At 40.2% G+C, this 19,921-nt stretch carries 16 protein-coding genes; 6 read left to right on the plus strand and 10 right to left on the minus strand.

Annotation, left to right across the window (positions count from 1 at the left end; genetic code table 11):
• Window positions 1–496: 496 nt before the first annotated feature.
• Window positions 497–3,565 carry an EAL domain-containing protein gene (locus IEW93_RS02945; RefSeq protein WP_188736759.1) on the minus strand — a complete coding sequence of 1,023 codons (3,069 nt, stop codon included), beginning with the start codon at window positions 3,563–3,565 and terminating at the stop codon, window positions 497–499.
• Between the two features lie 577 nt (window positions 3,566–4,142).
• Between IEW93_RS02945 and yiaY the strand changes: the two genes are divergently transcribed.
• Both yiaY and IEW93_RS02955 read left to right on the plus strand, forming a co-directional pair.
• The gene (gene yiaY, locus IEW93_RS02950) at window positions 4,143–5,291 is read left to right on the plus strand and encodes an L-threonine dehydrogenase (RefSeq protein WP_188736761.1); all 1,149 of its coding nucleotides are present in this window, start codon (window positions 4,143–4,145) and stop codon (window positions 5,289–5,291) included.
• A 239-nt stretch (window positions 5,292–5,530) separates the two neighbouring features.
• Complete coding sequence (locus IEW93_RS02955; RefSeq protein ID WP_188736763.1) at window positions 5,531–5,896, plus strand: cytoplasmic protein; 366 nt, start codon at window positions 5,531–5,533, stop codon at window positions 5,894–5,896.
• Window positions 5,897–5,975: 79 nt separating this feature from the next.
• Here IEW93_RS02955 and IEW93_RS02960 read toward each other — a convergent pair whose 3' ends face one another.
• The 5 genes from IEW93_RS02960 to IEW93_RS02980 all read right to left on the minus strand — a co-directional run bounded on the left by IEW93_RS02960 (window position 5,976) and on the right by IEW93_RS02980 (window position 9,801).
• Window positions 5,976–6,344, minus strand: coding sequence for an acyl-CoA thioesterase (locus IEW93_RS02960; RefSeq protein ID WP_188736765.1), 369 nt, complete (start codon window positions 6,342–6,344; stop codon window positions 5,976–5,978).
• Between the two features lie 215 nt (window positions 6,345–6,559).
• Window positions 6,560–7,579 (minus strand): low-specificity L-threonine aldolase, encoded by a 1,020-nt coding sequence (gene ltaE / locus IEW93_RS02965; RefSeq protein ID WP_188736767.1) that lies wholly within the window; start codon window positions 7,577–7,579, stop codon window positions 6,560–6,562.
• An 18-nt stretch (window positions 7,580–7,597) separates the two neighbouring features.
• Window positions 7,598–8,179, minus strand: coding sequence for a thiol peroxidase (gene tpx / locus IEW93_RS02970; RefSeq protein WP_188736769.1), 582 nt, complete (start codon window positions 8,177–8,179; stop codon window positions 7,598–7,600).
• A gap of 115 nt (window positions 8,180–8,294) precedes the next feature.
• Entirely contained in the window at window positions 8,295–9,128 is an 834-nt protein-coding gene (locus tag IEW93_RS02975) for a mechanosensitive ion channel family protein (RefSeq protein ID WP_188736772.1), read from the minus strand.
• Between the two features lie 25 nt (window positions 9,129–9,153).
• Complete coding sequence (locus IEW93_RS02980; protein ID WP_188736774.1) at window positions 9,154–9,801, minus strand: OmpA family protein; 648 nt, start codon at window positions 9,799–9,801, stop codon at window positions 9,154–9,156.
• 532 nt (window positions 9,802–10,333) lie between these two features.
• Between IEW93_RS02980 and IEW93_RS02985 the strand changes: the two genes are divergently transcribed.
• On the plus strand, window positions 10,334–11,803 hold the full coding sequence (locus IEW93_RS02985; RefSeq protein WP_188736776.1) for a peptide MFS transporter: 1,470 nt from the start codon (window positions 10,334–10,336) through the stop codon (window positions 11,801–11,803).
• Between the two features lie 317 nt (window positions 11,804–12,120).
• Here IEW93_RS02985 and IEW93_RS02990 read toward each other — a convergent pair whose 3' ends face one another.
• Together IEW93_RS02990 and IEW93_RS02995 are read right to left on the minus strand one after the other, a co-directional pair.
• Complete coding sequence (locus IEW93_RS02990) at window positions 12,121–13,242, minus strand: response regulator (protein WP_188736778.1); 1,122 nt, start codon at window positions 13,240–13,242, stop codon at window positions 12,121–12,123.
• Between the two features lie 46 nt (window positions 13,243–13,288).
• Complete coding sequence (locus IEW93_RS02995) at window positions 13,289–14,068, minus strand: MlaA family lipoprotein (protein ID WP_188736780.1); 780 nt, start codon at window positions 14,066–14,068, stop codon at window positions 13,289–13,291.
• 340 nt (window positions 14,069–14,408) lie between these two features.
• Here IEW93_RS02995 and IEW93_RS03000 point away from each other — a divergent pair, with 340 nt between their 5' ends.
• A complete protein-coding gene (locus IEW93_RS03000; RefSeq protein ID WP_188736782.1) occupies window positions 14,409–16,499 on the plus strand; it encodes a hypothetical protein in 2,091 nt (696 codons plus the stop codon).
• 3 nt (window positions 16,500–16,502) lie between these two features.
• Window positions 16,503–16,814 (plus strand): EscU/YscU/HrcU family type III secretion system export apparatus switch protein, encoded by a 312-nt coding sequence (locus tag IEW93_RS03005; RefSeq protein WP_188736784.1) that lies wholly within the window; start codon window positions 16,503–16,505, stop codon window positions 16,812–16,814.
• A gap of 25 nt (window positions 16,815–16,839) precedes the next feature.
• On the opposite strand, the gene IEW93_RS03010 is transcribed toward IEW93_RS03005, so the two are convergent.
• Entirely contained in the window at window positions 16,840–17,178 is a 339-nt protein-coding gene (locus IEW93_RS03010) for a hypothetical protein (protein ID WP_188736786.1), read from the minus strand.
• 597 nt (window positions 17,179–17,775) lie between these two features.
• On the opposite strand from IEW93_RS03010, the gene IEW93_RS03015 reads away from it, so the two are divergent.
• Window positions 17,776–18,750, plus strand: coding sequence for a DUF3187 family protein (locus tag IEW93_RS03015; protein WP_229706558.1), 975 nt, complete (start codon window positions 17,776–17,778; stop codon window positions 18,748–18,750).
• Between the two features lie 211 nt (window positions 18,751–18,961).
• Here the strand turns inward: IEW93_RS03015 and IEW93_RS03020 are convergent, their stop codons facing one another.
• On the minus strand, window positions 18,962–19,921 hold the full coding sequence (locus tag IEW93_RS03020; protein ID WP_188736788.1) for a GGDEF domain-containing response regulator: 960 nt from the start codon (window positions 19,919–19,921) through the stop codon (window positions 18,962–18,964).

The raw sequence follows: 19,921 nt of genomic DNA on the forward strand, positions 1-19,921 counted from the left end.
TATTGTATACTAGGGCGGTTTGATCTTTGTTTATTTTTTATGTTCAGAGCAAAAATGGCTTTAGGCAAGACACATTGCTGTGGGCATAGCCGTGAGCTTTTTGGTGAGCACAGCCGAGCTTAGCCTGGGCATGTTGATGAGCATAGCCGTGCTCATAATTGTAGGGCTCGTTATGGGCTTAGTGATGGGCTTAGTGATGAGCATAGCTTTAAGAATAGCGCTAGGCATAATTGCCCTACATCGAGATTATTCAACGCGGTATAAAACAACGTTAGCCTTAACTCGACGGGCTGAGGCTATTTTCAAGCCATACTGCACACTAATTTACTTATTTAGCCAGCTAAATGGCGTTCATTTGCAATTGTCTGACAGAAAAAACCAACTGCATAATTTTCAACAAAGATAAAAATGCCCTAGTTTTTATTGTAAACGAGCAATGCAGTTAGAATCACAAAGAATTGTTAAAAGACGCTTGTTATCCAGAAGTTCAGGTAAATTAATGCGTAACCAAATCAGTTAAGAGCATGGGCTTAATGACTGAGCGGATAAATTGTTGTTCAAATTCATCGCTACACAAGGCAGGTGAAAACAAATAACCTTGGCCATAATCACAACCTGCAAACTCAAGTAAATTTCGCTGCTGCTCAGTTTCAATACCCTCAGCAATGACTTTTATGCCCAGTTTATGTGCCATGACAATAATGGCTTCACACAAACTTAAATCATTGCTATCAGGAGTAAGGTTATTAACAAAAGACTTGTCAATTTTAAGGTAATCTATACTGAATTTACGCAAGTAAGATAAAGATGAATATCCAGTACCAAAATCATCTAACGACACTTCAAGCCCTGCATCGCGATAAGCCAACAACTTGGCTTCCACATTTTGTTCTTTTTCCAGTAATAACCCCTCAGTAATTTCAATACAGATATTTTTGGCATCCACCTGAAGCTCAGCCATTTGCGACAACCAGTCGTTAACATCTGTCGTTTCATCCCTAAACTGTATCGGCGATTTATTGATACTGATTTGAATATCCATATTAAATTGTTTTTTCCATTTGGCCGATTGAGCAACAGCCTCTGCAAATACCCAATTACCAATTTCGATAATCATTCCGGTTTCTTCAGCAATTGGAATAAACTCCGCTGGAGGCACAAACCCCATAGTGGGATGTTTCCAGCGGATAAGCGCTTCCGCCTTTACAACGCGATCAGTACTAAACTCAATAATAGGCTGATAATATAATTCAAATTGCCCCTGCAACACGGCGTTTTTAAGATCTTGGACTAATTGCATGCGTTTTTGCGCATCATTTTGCATTGCTGGTGTAAAATAATTAAACCGATTACGCCCGTGTGCTTTCGCTGAATACATCGCCTGATCTGCATTTTTCAGTAACGCTTCTGTGGTGATGGCATCATCAGGAAACAAGGTAATACCAATACTGCCACTAATATAGGCAGTATGTTCACCTAGCGTGTAAGGTTCGGCTAAACGTTTAAGAATGTGAGTAGCAACTCGTTCAACACCATGATTATCATCAAGATTGGTTAACACTATGGTAAATTCATCCCCACCTAAACGTGCCACAACGTCAGACTCGCGCACGCAGGCTTTAAGGCGCTCAGCGGTTTCTAATAACAACACATCCCCCATATCGTGGCCTAATGTGTCGTTAATTTCTTTAAAGTAATCCAAATCTAAAAACATTAAAGCAAAGTGATTGTGCTGTCGGTCACTGTGGAGCACTTCTTTACTTAAAAATTCGAGCAACATTCTTCGGTTTGGCAAGCCTGTAAGTGCGTCATAGTTTGCCTGCCGCCAAATTAATTCTTCTGTTTGTTTTTTCTCGGTAATATCAGAAAATAATGCCACAAACCGAGCAGACTTGGCCCTTGTTTGAAAAACGGAGTTAATGGTTAACAAAATAAGGTAGTTTTCACCATTTTTACGGCGCATCCACACTTCGCCTTGCCAACGGCCAAGTTGTTTAAGCTTTTTATCTAGTTGTGCGTAAAACGTTTGCGACTGCAACTCAGATTGAAACACCCGTAAATTTTTGCCTTTAATTTCTTCTTTATTAAATCCTGTGATCAACGAAAATGCCGGATTAGAATCAATAATTGTACCGTCTGAAGTAAAGACGCTCATTGCCTCACTGGAGTTTTGATATACCGATGCGGCAACGCTTAGTGTCTCCTCCGCTTGCTTAATATCGGTAATGTCATTCAAGGTGCCACACACGCGAAGCGGTTTACCCTTTTCGTCAATATCAACCACTTTACCCGTTTGTAAAATCCATCGGGTTTCACCAAATAAGTTAGTCAGTTGATATTCAATCCTTTGGCTAATACATCGCCCCTTGCGGATATTGCTTATTGAGCGCAAAAACCTAAATTTGTCTCCTGGATGAATGGCATCTAGCCAAGTTTTAGGAGATTGATTCAATGTCGCCATCGAACAGCACAAAATATCTGCACTGTAACGGTTGATTTTCATGGTTTGGTTGTCAATATTCCAATCCCATACACCTAATTCACTGCTATCAAGTACTAAATCTAGCTGCTCTTTACTTTGCAGCAAAGCCTGTTCTGCCTTCTTTTGTTTAGTAATATCAAGAAAACCGGCAATCACTAAAAAACCGTTGTCTTCGACATTGCGCTTACAAGCTATGGTGATGTGGGTGTAAACAATAGAGCCGTCTTTAGCCACAAATCGCTTGTCCATTTCGTACTCATCAATTTCGCCTTTAACCATCTTGTCGAATAAAAGTAGTTCTTTATTTAAATCGTCTGGGTAAGTTAGTTCTGCCCAAGTCAGGGTTTTTAATTCACTCTCACTGTATCCAAACATTTGGCATAAATATGGGTTAACTTTGAGCCAGTACTTAGCTTTTGACGTGATAGAAATGCCAATGTTACCAATATCATATTGATTTCTATAAAGTAAATCTTCCTGCAATTTAAGTTGGGCATCGCGTTCTCTAAACACTATTTGAGTCAATAGATGCCCTACTACCATGGTCAAAAATGGGAATATAATGAGCATGGGTAAAGCAATACTCAAAAGGGCATCGATTGCTTGTTCTCGCGGCAAAAACACCAGAGATAATAATAAAAAAGCGTGTACACAAATGCCGAAAACATAAAAGGCTAAGAGACTAATTTGATCAAGCTGGTTTTTACGATAATGACGCCAAATAACACCGATCATACCGCTACAAAACAGCATAGCGATACCAACGAGCGCGCCTATACCACCGAGACTATAACGGTATAAAGCCATACAAATTGCAGCAATAGTAGTGGGAATAAAGCCAAAAAAAAGCCCAGATAAACACAATAAAACGGAGCGGGTATCAAACTGCAGCCCTTGCTGGAAAACCAATGGATTCATCATAATAATCACGCCAATGACACCAATGATCACCCCCATACTAACCCGCCAAAGTAGCAAATGAGCATGACGTTGTTGAGCTGGAAACAGTGAATAAAGGTACACCAGCGCTAATAACAGCACTGCATTTTCGAAAAAAGAGAACAACACATTCAGATTTAGCATCTACACATTTCCTTAGGCTTCCTTGACATACTTATTTGCATCCAAGCGGTCATTAATTAGTGTAGCAGAATCAAACAAATGACATGATTCTTTTGCTATTTATACCGTATGAAGAAATATAAATAAATCCCATTAAAGACCTAAACGTTACAAGAGCGTATTTATGTTACGCCATTACATTATGTTCAAATTAAAAAAGCACCTTATCAAAGTGCTTATGCACAGTGCAGGGTTGATGCAAATAAGCCAAAGCAAAACATTTGTGTAAACGCCCCTTTCAAGCATACGGCTTTGCCAGTAGGTGTAATAATAAGCCCCATTTAAAATAACTGTTGTTCGCTTTATATAACTTGTCATAACACTAGCTAAACGAATCGACAAAAATAAATACGCCCTATTACGCCCATCACAGCTGCTTGAGATCACAAATCAACGGCTAAATATCGAATGTGTAGTAAAAACACCTACATTACGTGCGTTGCAGATCTATCTTTAGAGGTATATCACACAATACTCTCTGCCATATTGGTATTTTTACTACAGAAAAATTTAAAATTAACATACAGGGGTACAACTTATGGCGACTAAATTCTTTATACCAAGCGTCAATATTCTTGGCCAAGGCAGCGTGGATGAGGCAATCAATGACATTAAAGCACTCGGCTTTACAAAAGCATTAATCGTTACTGATAAACCATTAGTCAATATTGGGCTTGTAGCAAGGGTACAAGATAAGCTTAACACCCAGGGAATTGACGTGGTTATTTTTGACGGCGTACAACCTAACCCAACAATGGGCAATGTCGAAGCAGGCTTAGCATTACTTAACACTCACCAATGTGATTTTATCATTTCACTCGGTGGCGGTTCACCTCATGATTGCGCAAAGGGCATTGCACTCGTGGCGACCAATGGTGGACAGATTAAAGATTATGAAGGTGTAGATGTTTCTAAAAAACCACAAATGCCGCTTGTAGCAATTAATACAACTGCAGGTACTGCAAGTGAAATGACTCGTTTTTGTATTATTACAGACGAAGCAAGACACATTAAAATGGCGATTGTAGATAAAAACACCACACCTATTTTGTCAGTTAACGATCCTGAACTGATGCTAGAAAAACCGGCATCATTAACTGCTGCTACAGGAATGGACGCGCTCACCCATGCAATAGAAGCTTATGTTTCTATCGCAGCCAACCCGATTACCGATGCTTGCGCCATTAAAGCAATAGAGCTAATTAACGCAAACCTGGTTAATGCCGTTAAACAAGGCGACGATATAACCGCACGTGAAAATATGGCATATGCACAGTTTTTAGCTGGCATGGCATTTAATAATGCTAGCCTCGGTTATGTGCATGCTATGGCTCATCAATTAGGTGGGTTTTATGATTTACCACATGGTGTATGTAACGCATTACTGTTACCTCATGTGCAAACCTACAACGCAAAAGTTGTACCTCAACGCTTAAGTGATGTTGCAAAAGCAATGGGAGTAAACGTTAGCACTATGACCCCAGAGCAAGGAGCTAATGCAGCGATTGATGCAATTAAAGCGTTATCTTGTGCAGTGAATATTCCAGCAAATTTAACAGAGCTTGGTGTAAAAGCTGAAGATATCCCAACGCTTGCTGAAAACGCCCTAAAAGATGCTTGTGGATTTACTAATCCTAAGCAAGCAACCCATGAAGAGATCTGTCAAATTTTTACCAATGCACTATAAAGACATAGGTTTAGTATGATTAACCGCGCTATCAACAACCTGATAGCGCGGTTATTTTTTATCGTTGATGATGTCGACAACCACTCAAGCTTTAAAGCAAATATTCAATACTGACAATAGGTTATTTATAATTTAGTAAAAAGTGATGCATAGGTCTAAGTTCTTGAAATAAGCATTGACCAACATAAAAAATAAGGACTATGATGAAGTCACTTAGATAGCGAATAGGTAGGTAAATAATGACAGCAATTACTCATGTATATAATTACACCGTTCGATGCCCGCACTATAAAGAAAATGAACAACCTGCAACATGGCTTAACCACATAGAAGTAAACCAGTCTTGTGAAATCGCTTTAAACCGCATCACCAAATGGCACAACCTTTCAGGGACAAAATCGTTTGAACTCGATGATTTTGTTGTCAGAAAAGCCGATAACGAAGAAGCATATTTTGCGATGCAAAGCAGCCGCTTAAAGCACGATGGACATGCATTAGTTACGTTCAAAATATTTCTAGACAACTGCTGCCAAGAAGCATCACCCAACGCAATCATGCAGCATTTAATTGAAGACTATCAACATCGAATTGCAAAAGTAGAATAAACATCACTTTGGGGAAATGCCCAAATTTAAGTCTTTAAAGGAGCAAATAAGTCACTTTATTTGCTCCTTTTTTGTCGGTTTAAGCCGCATTAGCACGCATTCCGTGGGGAATTGGTAAACCATTTTCGTTGATATTTACAAACACCATTTTATCAATAAATGCGATGGGAGCATGGTTGACTTTATTACGGATTTTGCAACGAACAGTAACCGAACTTTGCCCTAAACTGACCAACTCAAAACCAAATTCAATAATGTCACCAACATAGGCTGGCGCCATAAAGTTAATTTCTGAAATCACTTTTGCAATGTGAAATTGGCTACGCATCTGGCAACTGGCAAAAATAGACGCCTCTTCATTGACCCAGCTTAACAATTGACCACAACATAAACTTTGACTGCTGTTTAAGTTAATTGGCATAACCATATGACGTGTAAAATATTTCATGATGACCTCGTGTGTTAATCCATTAATTTTATGCCACCAGGCATATACCACTTAATGGGTAGCAACGTTTAGGCCAACTATTTTAAATAAATAATACAATAACTTATAATTACACCTTTTTTATAAAACCCCAAATTGCCCGAATAAAATGCAATTACGCACCAAAAAAAGACAAAGACGCCATCAGCATCTTTGTCATCTTGGTATATACAATTTTACTTAACGCTTACGATAGCGTGCTTGAGTTGTTGCACAAAAGTGGTGATATCTTGTTTACTGATATCATTATGAGTTACAAGACGAAGTTGTTGGCTAGCACTGATCAAAATTCCCTTTGTAAATAATGCGTCTGCGAGGCGTTTAGGATTGATATTATCGGCAAGCTTGGCAAACACCATATTGGTTTGAACTTGCTCAACGTCAACGTCTATCTCATCGACTTGGGTCAGCAGCATGGCTAACCTTTTTGCATTGTCGTGATCATCAGCCAAACGCTCGACTTGATCGGTTATTGCAAGTGTTGCGGCAGCAGCAATAATCCCAGCCTGTCTCATACCACCACCAAGCATTTTCCGCCAGCGGATTGCCTTTGCAATCAAGCGCTCATCACCTAACAAAATTGAGCCAATTGGCGCGCACAAGCCTTTTGATAAACAAATAGATACAGAATCAAAATACTGAGTAATATCAGCAATCGCTATGCCCTGAGCAACAGCAGCATTTGCAACACGCGCACCATCAAGGTGAATTTTAAGACCACGGTTAAAAGCCAATGTCTGCGCCTTTGCTAAATAGTCTTGGCTAAGTACTTTACCACCAATGGTGTTTTCTAAACTTAGCAAACGTGTTCGGGCAAAGTGAATATCATCGGGTTTAATTGCTGCCTCAATGTCGCTGAGTAAAATACTGCCATCCATTTGATTAGGCAAAGGTTGAGGCTGAATGCTGCCCAAAACTGCAGCGCCACCACCTTCAAACTTATAATTATGAGCTTGTTGACCACATAAGTACTCATCGCCACGTTCACAATGAGCCATTAACGCCAATAAGTTTGCTTGTGTTCCAGAGCTGACAAACAACGCACTGTCAAAACCAAACATGTCAGCAGCCATATCTTGCAAACGATTAACCGTAGGATCATCGCCATACACATCATCGCCTACTTCAGCCTTTGCCATCGCCGCACGCATCGCAGGTGTCGGTTTGGTTACGGTATCACTTCGAAAATCTATCATTGTATACTCAGCTAGTTGTTAATTTGCAGCTATCTCAGTCAGCGCATTAAGTGCGGCATCGTAATCGGGATGCTCACTCACTTCTTTAACAAGCTCGTGGTACTGTAAAATACCTTGCGCATCAATAATAAATATTGAGCGAGCAAGTAAACCACGATCTTTGATTAACAAACCATACTTTTCACCAAAATCACGCCATACAGAATCAGACAACACTCTGATTTTGTCCACATTTTCTGTCTGGCAAAACCGTTTTTGTGCAAAAGGTAAATCTTCACTTATGGTAAGCATCACAACATCTGCACTAAATTGAGCAAACTCTTTATTAAAACGTTTAGTCTGTAAGGCACAAACGCCGGTATCTAGGCTAGGAACAGCGCTAATTAAAACCGTTTTGCCTTTAAAGTCACTTAAACTAATCGGGGTAAACTTCTCATCAACCACTTTAAATAAAGGAGCCGGTGTTCCAACGCTTGGGATTTGGCCTTCAAGGGCAACAGGATTGCCTCCCATAGTGATCATGGTTCGCTCACCTGCATACACGTTCGCTGCAGAGGTAGACAACAGCGCTAACGCTGCAAGAGTAGAAAGTAGTTTCATACACACTCCTTAAACTATTCAAATTATGTTTTGTACACCTAAGTGACAAAATAGATTGGGTAGAATATAAAAAAACCAGCAAATGCTGGTTTTTTTATAAAAACGTGGCTGCAAATTATTTTGCTGGAACTTCTTTTACATGTAAATCCATTTGTGGGAATGGAATTTCAATGTTTGCAGCGTCTAAAGCATTCTTGATTTGTTCTAGCAATTCAAAGCGCACTGGCCAATAGTCTGCGGTGCTCACCCAAGGACGAACCACAAAGTTAATTGACGAGTCAGCAAGCTCCGCTAAACCAATTGTGTAACCAGGATCTTTTAATACTGATGCATTGTTATCAAGCACATCTGCGATCACTTTTTTGGTTGTTGCAATATCAGCGGTATAAGACACACCAATCGTTAAATCGATACGACGCTTTTCTAACGCAGAATAGTTAGTGATAGTACCGTTCATAATTGATGAGTTAGGCGCAATAATCACTTTGTTGTCGCCGGTACGTAAACGCGTAGAGAAAATAGTAATTTCATCCACCACACCCGCTATGCCTGCAGCTTCAATAAAGTCACCTACACGACATGGACGGAACAACACCATCAATACGCCAGAGGCAAAGTTTGATAACGAGCCTTGAAGTGCTAAACCAACGGCTAAACCTGCAGCACCAATAACAGCAACAAGCGATGCGGTTTGTACGCCAACTTGGCCAAGTGTAGCGATAATAGTAAATACAAACACTAGCGCCCAGGCTAGGTTAGCAACAAATGATACGACTGTTGCATCAACTTTACGACTTTCAAGCAATTTCACGGTTAAACGTTTTGCAACTCCAGCAAAATATTTACCAATAATAAAGATTACAATCGCAGCTAACGCTTTAAGACCATAAGTCATAAAAAACTCTGGTGCTTGCTCGATAAGACCATCTAAACCTTCTAGGTTTTCCATTTTTTTCTCCCTTAAATAAGCAGAATCATTCTGCCGTAATGATAAACTCCACACGCCTATTACGTTGTCGCCCTTCTACTGTGGCATTATCCGCTGCAGGCTTTTTGTTACTCATTCCAACAACTTCAATAGAGGTTGGTTGAAATTGATAATCATTTATCAACAAATCTTTAATTGCCACCGCGCGCTTAAGTGATAACGCCATATTGATCGCTTCGCTACCAATAATATCGGTGTGCCCTTCTAAACGAACTTTCACTTGAGGATGCTGTGCAATATATTGCTGAACTCTAACAAGTGTAGGGCGCTGAGTTAACAGCACGTTGGCTTTGTCAAAATCAAAATACACTGGCTGAAGAATCGAACCAAAACAATCTGCTGCAACGGTAACATCTGGCTGAAGTCGACATTGCTCTGCAATTAACGCAGCATTGTTGGTAACTGTTGCACCCACTTCGCCTTCATCAAACTCGTCGTCATCGTCACCATCTTCATCAACAACTAAAATGTCAGTATCAACACATCCGTTTGCCATCACAATGGTATTAATTGGTGTATCTTTACAGGCATCTTTTTTATCTGGCACGCCATCAAAATCGGTATCAACCCACGCAAAAGCACTGGGGATAAATAAACTGAGTATGACCAATGTCAAAGTACGAACGATAGTCATAAGAACCCCTTCGACATAGTATCGAGAACTGTTAATAAAGCGTATTTTAACTGGTTACCGACAAAATTAAAAGACAATACTTAATAATCAATACCTTGCATTACTGTCATTAAACAATTGTTATTAAGCCGCTACATTATTATCGGCCACGATTCAAAAAACCTAACCTACTTAGCGTCTACTTTACACACAAAATATTACAACTTACTAACATAAAAGCCTTTTTATTTTTTACTCAGACACACTTTCTAACAGGGTAAAGACCGCGGATCCCCGCATTAACATTGACTTTATCGCCTCTAAAAGGGTATATAAGGTTAGCTTTTTGGTGTTTGGTCAGTGTTTAGCATCAAAATGACATAATCTCTTATAAAAATTAACCAATTTAAGTCGCTCAGCGGTGTTTTTCTTTAATTACTCTTTCTTTGTAGAGGGTTAATATTAATGGCACTGCAAGGCGATTAATGCAAACAAATAATTTCTGTGTCGACAATTTCGCACAGGCAATCACAAGCTTAAGGTGGAACACTTAATGAGTGAAGCAAAACAAGAAGGAACCATGTTTGGACACCCAAAAGGGTTGTTCTTACTTTTTACAACGGAATTATGGGAACGCTTTAGTTACTATGCTATGCGCGCCATTTTGGTACTTTATCTTGTTGATAAAGTGCAAAGTGAAGGCGGACATGGTCTTGGTTGGTCACAAGCTGATGCCATTTCACTTTATGGTACATTTACAGGTCTGGTCTATTTAACCCCTCTTTTAGGTGGCTGGTTGGCTGACACCTATTTAGGTCAGCGTAAAGCTATCTACATAGGCGGCTTTTTGATGGCTGCTGGTCAATTCTTATTAGGTACGCCACATGCTTGGGTACCAGGTATGGAAATTGAGATGTTTTATCTAGGCCTAGGTACCTTAATCTTAGGTAACGGTCTATTTAAGCCAAACATTTCAACCATGGTGGGTGATTTGTACCAAGAAGGCGATCATCGTCGTGACGGTGCTTTTACAATCTTCTACATGGGTATCAACGTTGGCGCATTTTTGTCAGGTATTGTAGTAGGTTCTGTTGTTGCGGCCTACGATGGTAACTTCCAAGCAGGCTTTATATGTGCTGGTATTGGTATGATTGCCTCGTTAATTATCCAATTCCTATTTGCACAAAAGCTACTTGGCAATATCGGTACTGTACCTGCAGCTAAACTTGAACAAAGCAAGAACGAAGCTAAAGGTGAAACTCGTAAAGAACCATTAACCAAAATTGAACGTGACCGCATTAAAGTGATCATGGTGATGGGTCTGTTCACGATTATTTTCTGGGCTGGGTTTGAACAAGCCGGTGGTTTAATGAACTTGTTCACCGACGACTTCACCGATCGTATGATTGGCTCATGGGAAGTCCCAACAACCTGGTTCCAATCGCTTAACGCCATGTTTATTGTATTATTTGCTCCAGTCATCGCTTCAATTTGGGTCAAGCTGGGTAAAAATGAACCAAACTCTCCAGTTAAGTTTGCCCTCGGTTTGTTCTTTTTAGCCGTTGGCTTCTTGTTTATGATTGGTGCGGTTTTAGAAATGGGCGGTGACGCATCAGCTAAATCAAGCATGTGGTGGTTAGTGGGAGCTTACTTTTTCCACACCATGGGCGAACTATGTTTATCACCTATTGGTTTATCAATGGTGACTAAGCTTGCTCCACTGCGTATCGCTTCATTAATGATGGGTGCTTGGTTCCTATTTATTGCTGCTGCAAACAAAATTGGCGGCTTAGTAGGTTCGTTAATTGGCCATGGCGGCGCAGTTGAAGAGCAGCTCGCAAACGCTATGGCTATCTTCGCGGGTATCGCAATCACTGCTGTTATCTCTGGTATTATCTTATATTTAATGTCAGACAAATTGGTTGACTGGATGCACGGCGCAGAAAGCAAGCATGACAGTGAAGAGCAAGCACTTGAAGAAGAAATTGCCGTTACTGCTGAACATGAAGCAATAAAACGTTAATAGTATAGCAACTTACTTGATGGGCCATTGAGCTCATCAACAAAAATCCCCTGCCATTTTGCAGGGGATTTTTTAGCTTGAAATATTAATACTCGTTTGAAATATTAAAAATACCCACGACATACTTTTAAAGATTAGCGTTAATACCAATCAGAATAAATAAGTGAGTCAGAGATTGCATAGGAAAATCGCTTAGAATAAGGCAGAAATTGCAGCGAGCGAGTTGTTCTACCTTCAACATATCTAACGACGTTATAAGCGATGTTAACCAGTAAGCAGGATGATTGGTAAAATATAAATCAATATAACAAATATGTTTAGCCACACGACAACTGCATAAAACCACCGGCATGAATATCGGGTTGGTAAATCAAGCCAGTAAAGCGATTATTTAGCAACTGTTGCTTATGCTGTTGATGATACGTACCAATACACAGCTTTTCACCCATTAGTAACGTTCGTCGTTGCAATCCTGCCTGATGCCAATTTATATCTCCAAGTTGCAGTGCATGCGGAAGCACTAAAGGCATTAAATGATTATCTTGCCTTAAATAGCAACGTAACCCATTGCCAGCCTGCCCTACAGATACAATATGCTGATGTAAATCAATCGACACATAAATAATGTCAGTCAAAATATGTAGCCCAGATCTCACCATACGCTTATGTAAATACGTGAGCATGTTGCCAGGTTCAATCAATGTGGTGCTTAATCCGTTTCTGAACAATTTCAGTTTTTGATTCACAAAACTTCGAAGTAATACGCAGCCAAAAGCAGCACTGTTATCTTCAGGATCAAAATGTGCCATGTACATAACCAAATGGTTGTCTCCGACCATGGTCGAGTCAATAAAGTAAGCACTTACATCATTATTTTTAAACAAACTGTAATCAATCGCCGCTTTAGGGTAATGCACATGCGATGCAGGAAACAATTGTTGTTGAACACTTTTGGCCGCTTGCGCGTTTTGCTCAAGCAAATATAAATTATCCGTCAACTCTTGATAGGATAACTCATTCATTTCATGCAGATGTGATTGCCCTGCAGCATTCATTGTTGTAGTTGCAGTCAATATGGCCTGAACAACAGCTTGCTCAATAATAAATAAATCAGCAATCGGTTTTGTGAGGTAGTCACTGGCACCAATACGCAATGCCTCAACTACATCAGACATAATATCGTTACCCGATATTACAATAGAAGGTATAGCAGGATTAATACTTTGCATTTGCCTCAGCATGGGCAGTCCGCCCAGAATGGGCAAGCCAAGATCAGCAATCACAATGTCGAATGTGGTTTGGGAAAAAAGCGTAATGCCTTCAGGGCCATCGCAAGCCTGTTGAACACAAGCCCCTTGCCCTTGCAAAAAATCGACAACAACTTGACGAAATATAGGATCATCCTCAACAACGAGAATTTTCACATCAGTTAACGCCATTCTACAACCCCGCAGATGTGCTGTCGGGGTTGTTACATACCCCGAACTATTCTAGTTCATCTAGATATTCATCAAGTAACTCGTCATCAGCCTGATTTACAGGTACATCACCATCATACACTTTGTAATCCATATGCTGTAAATAAGCATCTTTAGCAAACGCATAAGGATCCAGAGCATTGTCTAATAGTCTTTCTTGATCAATCGCTTCAGCTCGCGAATGCAGGCCTTTGAGGCCCCACTTCAGTACAGATTGCCAAAAGGTCAGTTCAGACAAAGGAAAGTATAGACCATCAACCCAATCAGAGGCGATCTCTCTTGTCACAAAAGGACCATAAAAAGGGGCCATAAAATAAGGGCCATTTGGTACGCCGTAGTAGCCTAAGACTTCGTTAAAGTTATCTTGCTTACGTGGCATTCCCATCATTTCGGCCACATCAATCACCCCAAGTAAACCAATTGTAGTGTTAACGGTAAAACGGCCACCAGCATTGGCAGCCCACAGCCATTTGCCTTGCAGAGTGTTATTCACTAGTGAACTGGGCTCTTCAAGATTATAGACAAAATTAATCACCCCGGTTCTTACTGGGTTAGGCACATATTCCTTATACCCATGAGCAACTGGCCTGGCGATGTATTTATCTAAAAATAAATAGTTAAAGTCCCACATGGTGCGGTTAAATTCTTCAAACGGATCTCGAGGATCGTTATAGGTGATCTCAATCGCAGGTTGGGATTTTGTGGCAACTTGAGGCACATCACTCTCGGCATACGCAGGTACACTAAAAGCAACAAGTACCTGAAGTAATATCCATTTATACTTCATAACACTCTCTTAAAAATGACAAAAGGGGCTACTCAACAAACTGCTAATTTTGTCTTTTTATTAAAGCAATTTTTGTTCAAGTCGATATAATTTAACGAGCTACTGAAAGGCTTTGCCTCAAAGTGTTTATTTGTAGCGCATTAAGCTTGTTCTTATTACTAGCAATCATTGTCAACATTAGATGTTGATATCATTAATTGCCCCAATATGAGTAACAAGAACGCTAAGGATACTGCGGCTGTTGACAATATCAATCAAAAATTTGTAAATGATGTTTATTTCGTTAATCCAATGATTGAATATCACCGACATATTGTCTTGTTCGCTTAATAGGATTGATATGGTTTTGCCAACAACAACCTCTACATCGGTGAGCTCAACAACCTCAAAACCTGCTAGCGCAAGTCAACCAAACACATCAGAAAATCAGCAGGTTCAAAGCACGTCTGAATCACAAAAATCCCTACAAGCAAAAGTAAAGTCAGATCTTTCAAGCTTACTTTTACCGGTTCAGATACAACAAAAACAGACGCCTGCTAACGCCCAGGTCAATATCACTATTCAAGAACAACAATATCAATTGAGTAAGACCGCTGAACTGCAAAAAATATTACATCAAGCAACTCAAATTGTGATATCTCACGACCAAGCCAAACAGCTAGCCGCCACAGCCAGATTAACATCAGCAGTTGAACTTGCACCCGCAACATCTAGCACAACGCCAACATCTAGCACAGCGCAAGCATCAGGCATCAATATTAAACCAATTTCAACCCAACTGATCTTATTGGCTCAAACAGTACAATTTGCTTTACCACAACCGTTAACTGATTTAGCCACTCAAAATGGCGTATCGACCACGCAATTAGCCGCCTTAGCCTCTCGTACTCAAGGCTACCCATTACCCACGGCCCAAATATCACAGGGGCAATTAACATTTACTGATGGTCCGAGCCTTAAGTTACCCATTAAGACCGTTCTCAATGATGGCCAATATCTAGCTAAAGTCGTGCTCAATCAACAGCAATTACAACTGGCCTTAACACCAGTAATCGGTGAAATAAAAGTCGATCTCCTAAAACAAGCGCCAATACTGACACCACAGCAACAGGCAAATATTGTGGTCACCAAAAACGAACCCGCGCAAATTTTGAGTCAATTTTTAAAAAAATTAGAATCAATCCCCTTGCCAAACACAAACACTCCCACCACAAACGACATCGGCAAATTACACACGCAAACAACACTACCAAACTCTACAGCGGCGGGCAGTTCATTTGGAGATAAAAATGCCAATATACCGGCATCAAATATAAATCTTACTGAATCAAGTAAAACAAAAATACAAAACCCGCTCAGTGCCCGCTCGCCAATCGCCCCCCAGCAAGAGGTTAGCAACACAAAAAGCGAACAGCATGGGGTTAATCTCAAAACTGATGGTGTTAATATTGCCGGGGCTAAGCACGCTGTAAACCATGCAACTTCGCCGTCTGTATTGCCTGCAGGCTCATCAACAAGCCACAAGCCCAATGCTGAGTTTTCATCACAACAAACCGTGAGCGTTAATAAAGACCCTCAACCAATAGAAGTGTTAAATAAGGCATTATCGAAAGCTGGAGCTATGCCGATAAAACAACAACATTCGTTGCAATTACCCAACAGCCTTGCTAGCGAATTATTGAAACATCTACCGCAGATAAGCCCTCACCCTCTGAGCGCATTAAGTGATCCTCATTTACTCAGCCAAGAACTGCTCAGTCTTGCAGGATTAAATCTCACACAATCCCAAGTACAATCAAACAGTACGATGACATCAACACTGTATTCTGGTGGAGCCATCACGACCCTATTTCAATTGCTGTTAGGTGTTAAAGCCAACACGAGCGGTTTAGGTATGAGTGCAAAATTGCAAGAACATCTCAATCAATTACAACAGCGCACACTCGCCAAATTAACAGGAAACGCAGGCTTACTCAGTGCATTGGATAAACTAGGGGGCGCAGACTCTTTAGCACAATTGGCTAGTAGTATTGCAATGTACCAACAAGCGAGCACAGATCCTAATCAATCAATGACCTGGTATTTTGCCCTTCCCTATTCAATCAATCAGCGCGATGAGCAATTTGAGGGGAAATTTGAACAAGAAAACCCACAAGATAAAGACAATAATAATGGGTGGAAATTACAATTAAAATTTAACCTTGCCCAAGGGTCGTTGCTGATCTGCGCGCACAAAAAAGACGACAAGCTGGATATACAATTTAAAGGGAACAGCCAAGCACTGTTAGCTAAGGTCAATAGCTTCAATGGCTCTTTAGCGAACAAAATAAGCCAAATTGGATTGACTCCTGGGACATTTAGCACCCAACTGACTCAAATTCCAGCAACCTTATTACCAGGTGACCACTACCTAGTTAAAACGAGAGCCTAAGTAATGAAAGATGAATCGAAAAAAATTCAACAAGCTGTAGCACTTAGCTTTGATGGTAAAACTGCGCCAAAAATTACCGCAACAGGCAAGGATTTAGTGGCAGAAGAAATCATCGCTATTGCTAAAAGCGCTGGAATACACATTCATCAAGACCCTCATTTAAGTGAGTTTTTGCAGTTACTTGAACTGGGTGAAGAGGTGCCCAAAGAGCTGTACTTGCTGATTGCCGAGCTTATTGCATTTGTTTATATGCTTGATGGTAAATTTCCAGAGCAATGGAACAACCTGCACCAAAAAATTGTAGCCCAAGCTTAAGCAAAGCAATAGCAATTTAGGCAAACTAACTCAAAAAGAGATAGGTCACTTTTGCAATAATAAATAAGCCGCCGAGGCCAAGCCCACCAAGACACAACCCCGCGAGCCTTTCTTGATCAAATTCGAGCCAGTCATTAAATGCTGCATAAAAACGTAAAGAAATGCCATACAGCACAATCACCGCAAGAGAAAGAAAACTATAAAGATAATGTTCAGGATAAAAGAAGGTTAATAGTGGAGTAAACGCTAACAGATAGTCGCCACCTTTATGTGTAAAATCGGTTTTTGCTTCAACAATAATATCCAATAAAATTTGCAGCGGGATCACAATCACCAGCAAACCAAGCAATACGATAAAATCCATTATCACCCCTTATAGGCATAGCAAAGGTTAATGGTATTTAGCGACAAAACCGCATTCGGTTTAGGGGATGTGGCACGAGTCATTGCAAAGGGGTCAGTCGCCACATAATGGCGAAAATGATAAGTAAACCTGAACGGAAAGAAACACAGGGATGTGTGTACATCACTCAATAGCGATGACACCCTAAAGAAAAAACGTGAAAACAAGGCAATATAATCCATTATAAATTCCATTTATCAAGCGTTGTCCATGACCCATTTTGGCTTCCAAATTAAATGCTAAACGGGGTTTTAACCGTTATCTTATACCGTACTAATAAAATATAATCAATGTGTTACATTACAAAATTAATGTCAGTAACCACATGATGATAACAAATTTGTGATATGTCACAAAATAATGACAAGTCGCTGGATATAATGATTTTGCATACTATGTTCACAATTTGCATTTTAAATTTAGATTGCGTGCAATCATAATGCAGCCCTGAAACTAACAGCTAATCGATGCTGACAAATAACTTTAGTACACCACGCCATTTTATCTGCTATATCGCTAGCTCAGGGTCATTGGCGGCCCAGCAAATGAAACGAGAAAATGATGCTTACCAAACATAATCTATTGTTCACTTTTATCACAATGATCTTTGCAGCCTCTGCACAGGCACAAATGATTGACTTTGACGATTACGGTCCATTGAGGGTTTATGCTCAATCCCCTATGCAATCCATAAACCACAGCCCATTGCTTCGCTCAGGATTCGCTTTACCCAATAACCAGAAAGAATGGTATATCACGGGCAATATCGGGAGCATGTGGTCTGAGTCAGATGTATTGCTGGCTGATTACTATCAAAATACGGTCACAGGTGGCGTAAAATGGCAGATGTCCGATGCGTTAATGCTAGATGTCAATTACCGCTGGGGATTTAGTGCAGATAACCATTTAGATTCGCTCACGATGTGGTTTCATGACGCTTTTGGGTTTGATCAAAACGGTCGCCAAGATCAAGCCAAGCATCAGAACCAAATTCGGTCAGATGAATATGATATTCACATTGATGATTTAAGCGGGGAAACACTTGAAAACGCCTTAACGGCATACTTAGGTTACCAGTTAGTACAAAGTGAACATCATGGGTTATCTGTTGGCGCTAGTCTCTATTTCAAAGCTGTCGATAGTGGGCCATTTGCTGAAGATTCATTCGCGCAGAGCATCCAAATAAACTACAGCTATAAAAATGGTCAACATCATGTAAATTCAAGCTTTGGGATCAGCTTTATTGAAGACACAGAATCGATATCAACCAATAATTATGACGCACGTTTCACCACGTTTGGTATTGGTTATGAATATCGCAGCGGGCGTCATGGTTGGTTAGCAGAAATCCATCGATATGACGGATTAGTAAGCTGGGATGAAAACTTCTCGGACGCGTCTCATGAGGCGTTATTAGGCTACCGTTATTATTTCGACAGCAGCGCAATTGAATTCACCCTGGTTGAAAATTTTCTTAACATGGACAATAGCGCAGATATTGCTTACACACTCGGCTATCGCCATAAATTTTAAATCAATGTGTCATCAAAACGATCGCTCAAAACAAGTGCTCAAAACGCAACCCGACAAGCATGGTTAAAAATAATTGGCTGGTTTTCTTGGGGTTAACTAAAAGCGCATAGACTTGCAATAACCATTGCAAGTCCTAACACCGTTAGCAAAATTAAGCACCTTAGGTTTTAATCATCTGTCGTAACAACACCGCTTTATTCGCCACGGTTAACTAACTTGGCACACTGTCTTCTGTTAATACTTGTGCACCAAGCACTCTATTTCGGCCACGTTCTTTGGCTAAATACAGCTGTTTGTCTGCGGCCTCAATTAATACTTTTTCAGAAATATGTCTTGCCGGTACTATCGTGGCCACGCCAGCACTTAAAGTGACATATTGAGATACTTTCGAGGTCTCGTGTGTAATTTTTAATGACACAATGCTGTCGACGATTTGCTGAGCAACATAAGTACCACCAAGTAAGTCAGTATTAGGTAAAATACAAATAAACTCTTCGCCGCCAAAACGCGCAACCAAGTCATAAGGCCGATTAACGGTATCTTGTATTTGTTGTGCAACCCGCTTTAGGCAAGTATCGCCTTCAGTGTGTCCATAGGTATCATTAAATAACTTAAAAAAATCAATATCTAATAAAATAATGGTTAACGGCTGCTGTTCACGGCTGCATTGTAGCCAGCTCACTGGTAATGTTTGTTCAAATTTACGTCGGTTTGCAACGCCTGTAAGCCCATCAAACAACGCAATTGAGCGCAATAAATCAGATTGAGACTTTAACGTTAACTGGTTTTTAATTCGGGCTTTAGTAATGATTGGATTTATGGGCTTATGAATAAAATCGACAGCCCCTAACGTAAATCCTTTCACTTCTTTATCTTCATCAAAATGACCACTGATAAAAATAACCGCAATATCTCGTGTCGTCGCATCCTTTTTGAGGTGGGCACACACATCAAAACCATTAAGAATGGGCATTTCAATATCAAGCAAAACCAGATCTGGATTTACTTTTTTGCACATATCAATAGCTTGATGACCATCTCGGGCCATATAAATATCGTAATCATTTTGCAGTAGTTGATGCAAAATTTTTATGTTGACGACTTGATCATCAACTAACAATATTTTGCCTCTCACAGGAGCAACACCAGAAATATACTCATCTATGAACAC

Origin of the sequence: Shewanella inventionis (assembly GCF_014641855.1) — a bacterium.
Taxonomy (GTDB): domain Bacteria; phylum Pseudomonadota; class Gammaproteobacteria; order Enterobacterales; family Shewanellaceae; genus Shewanella; species Shewanella inventionis.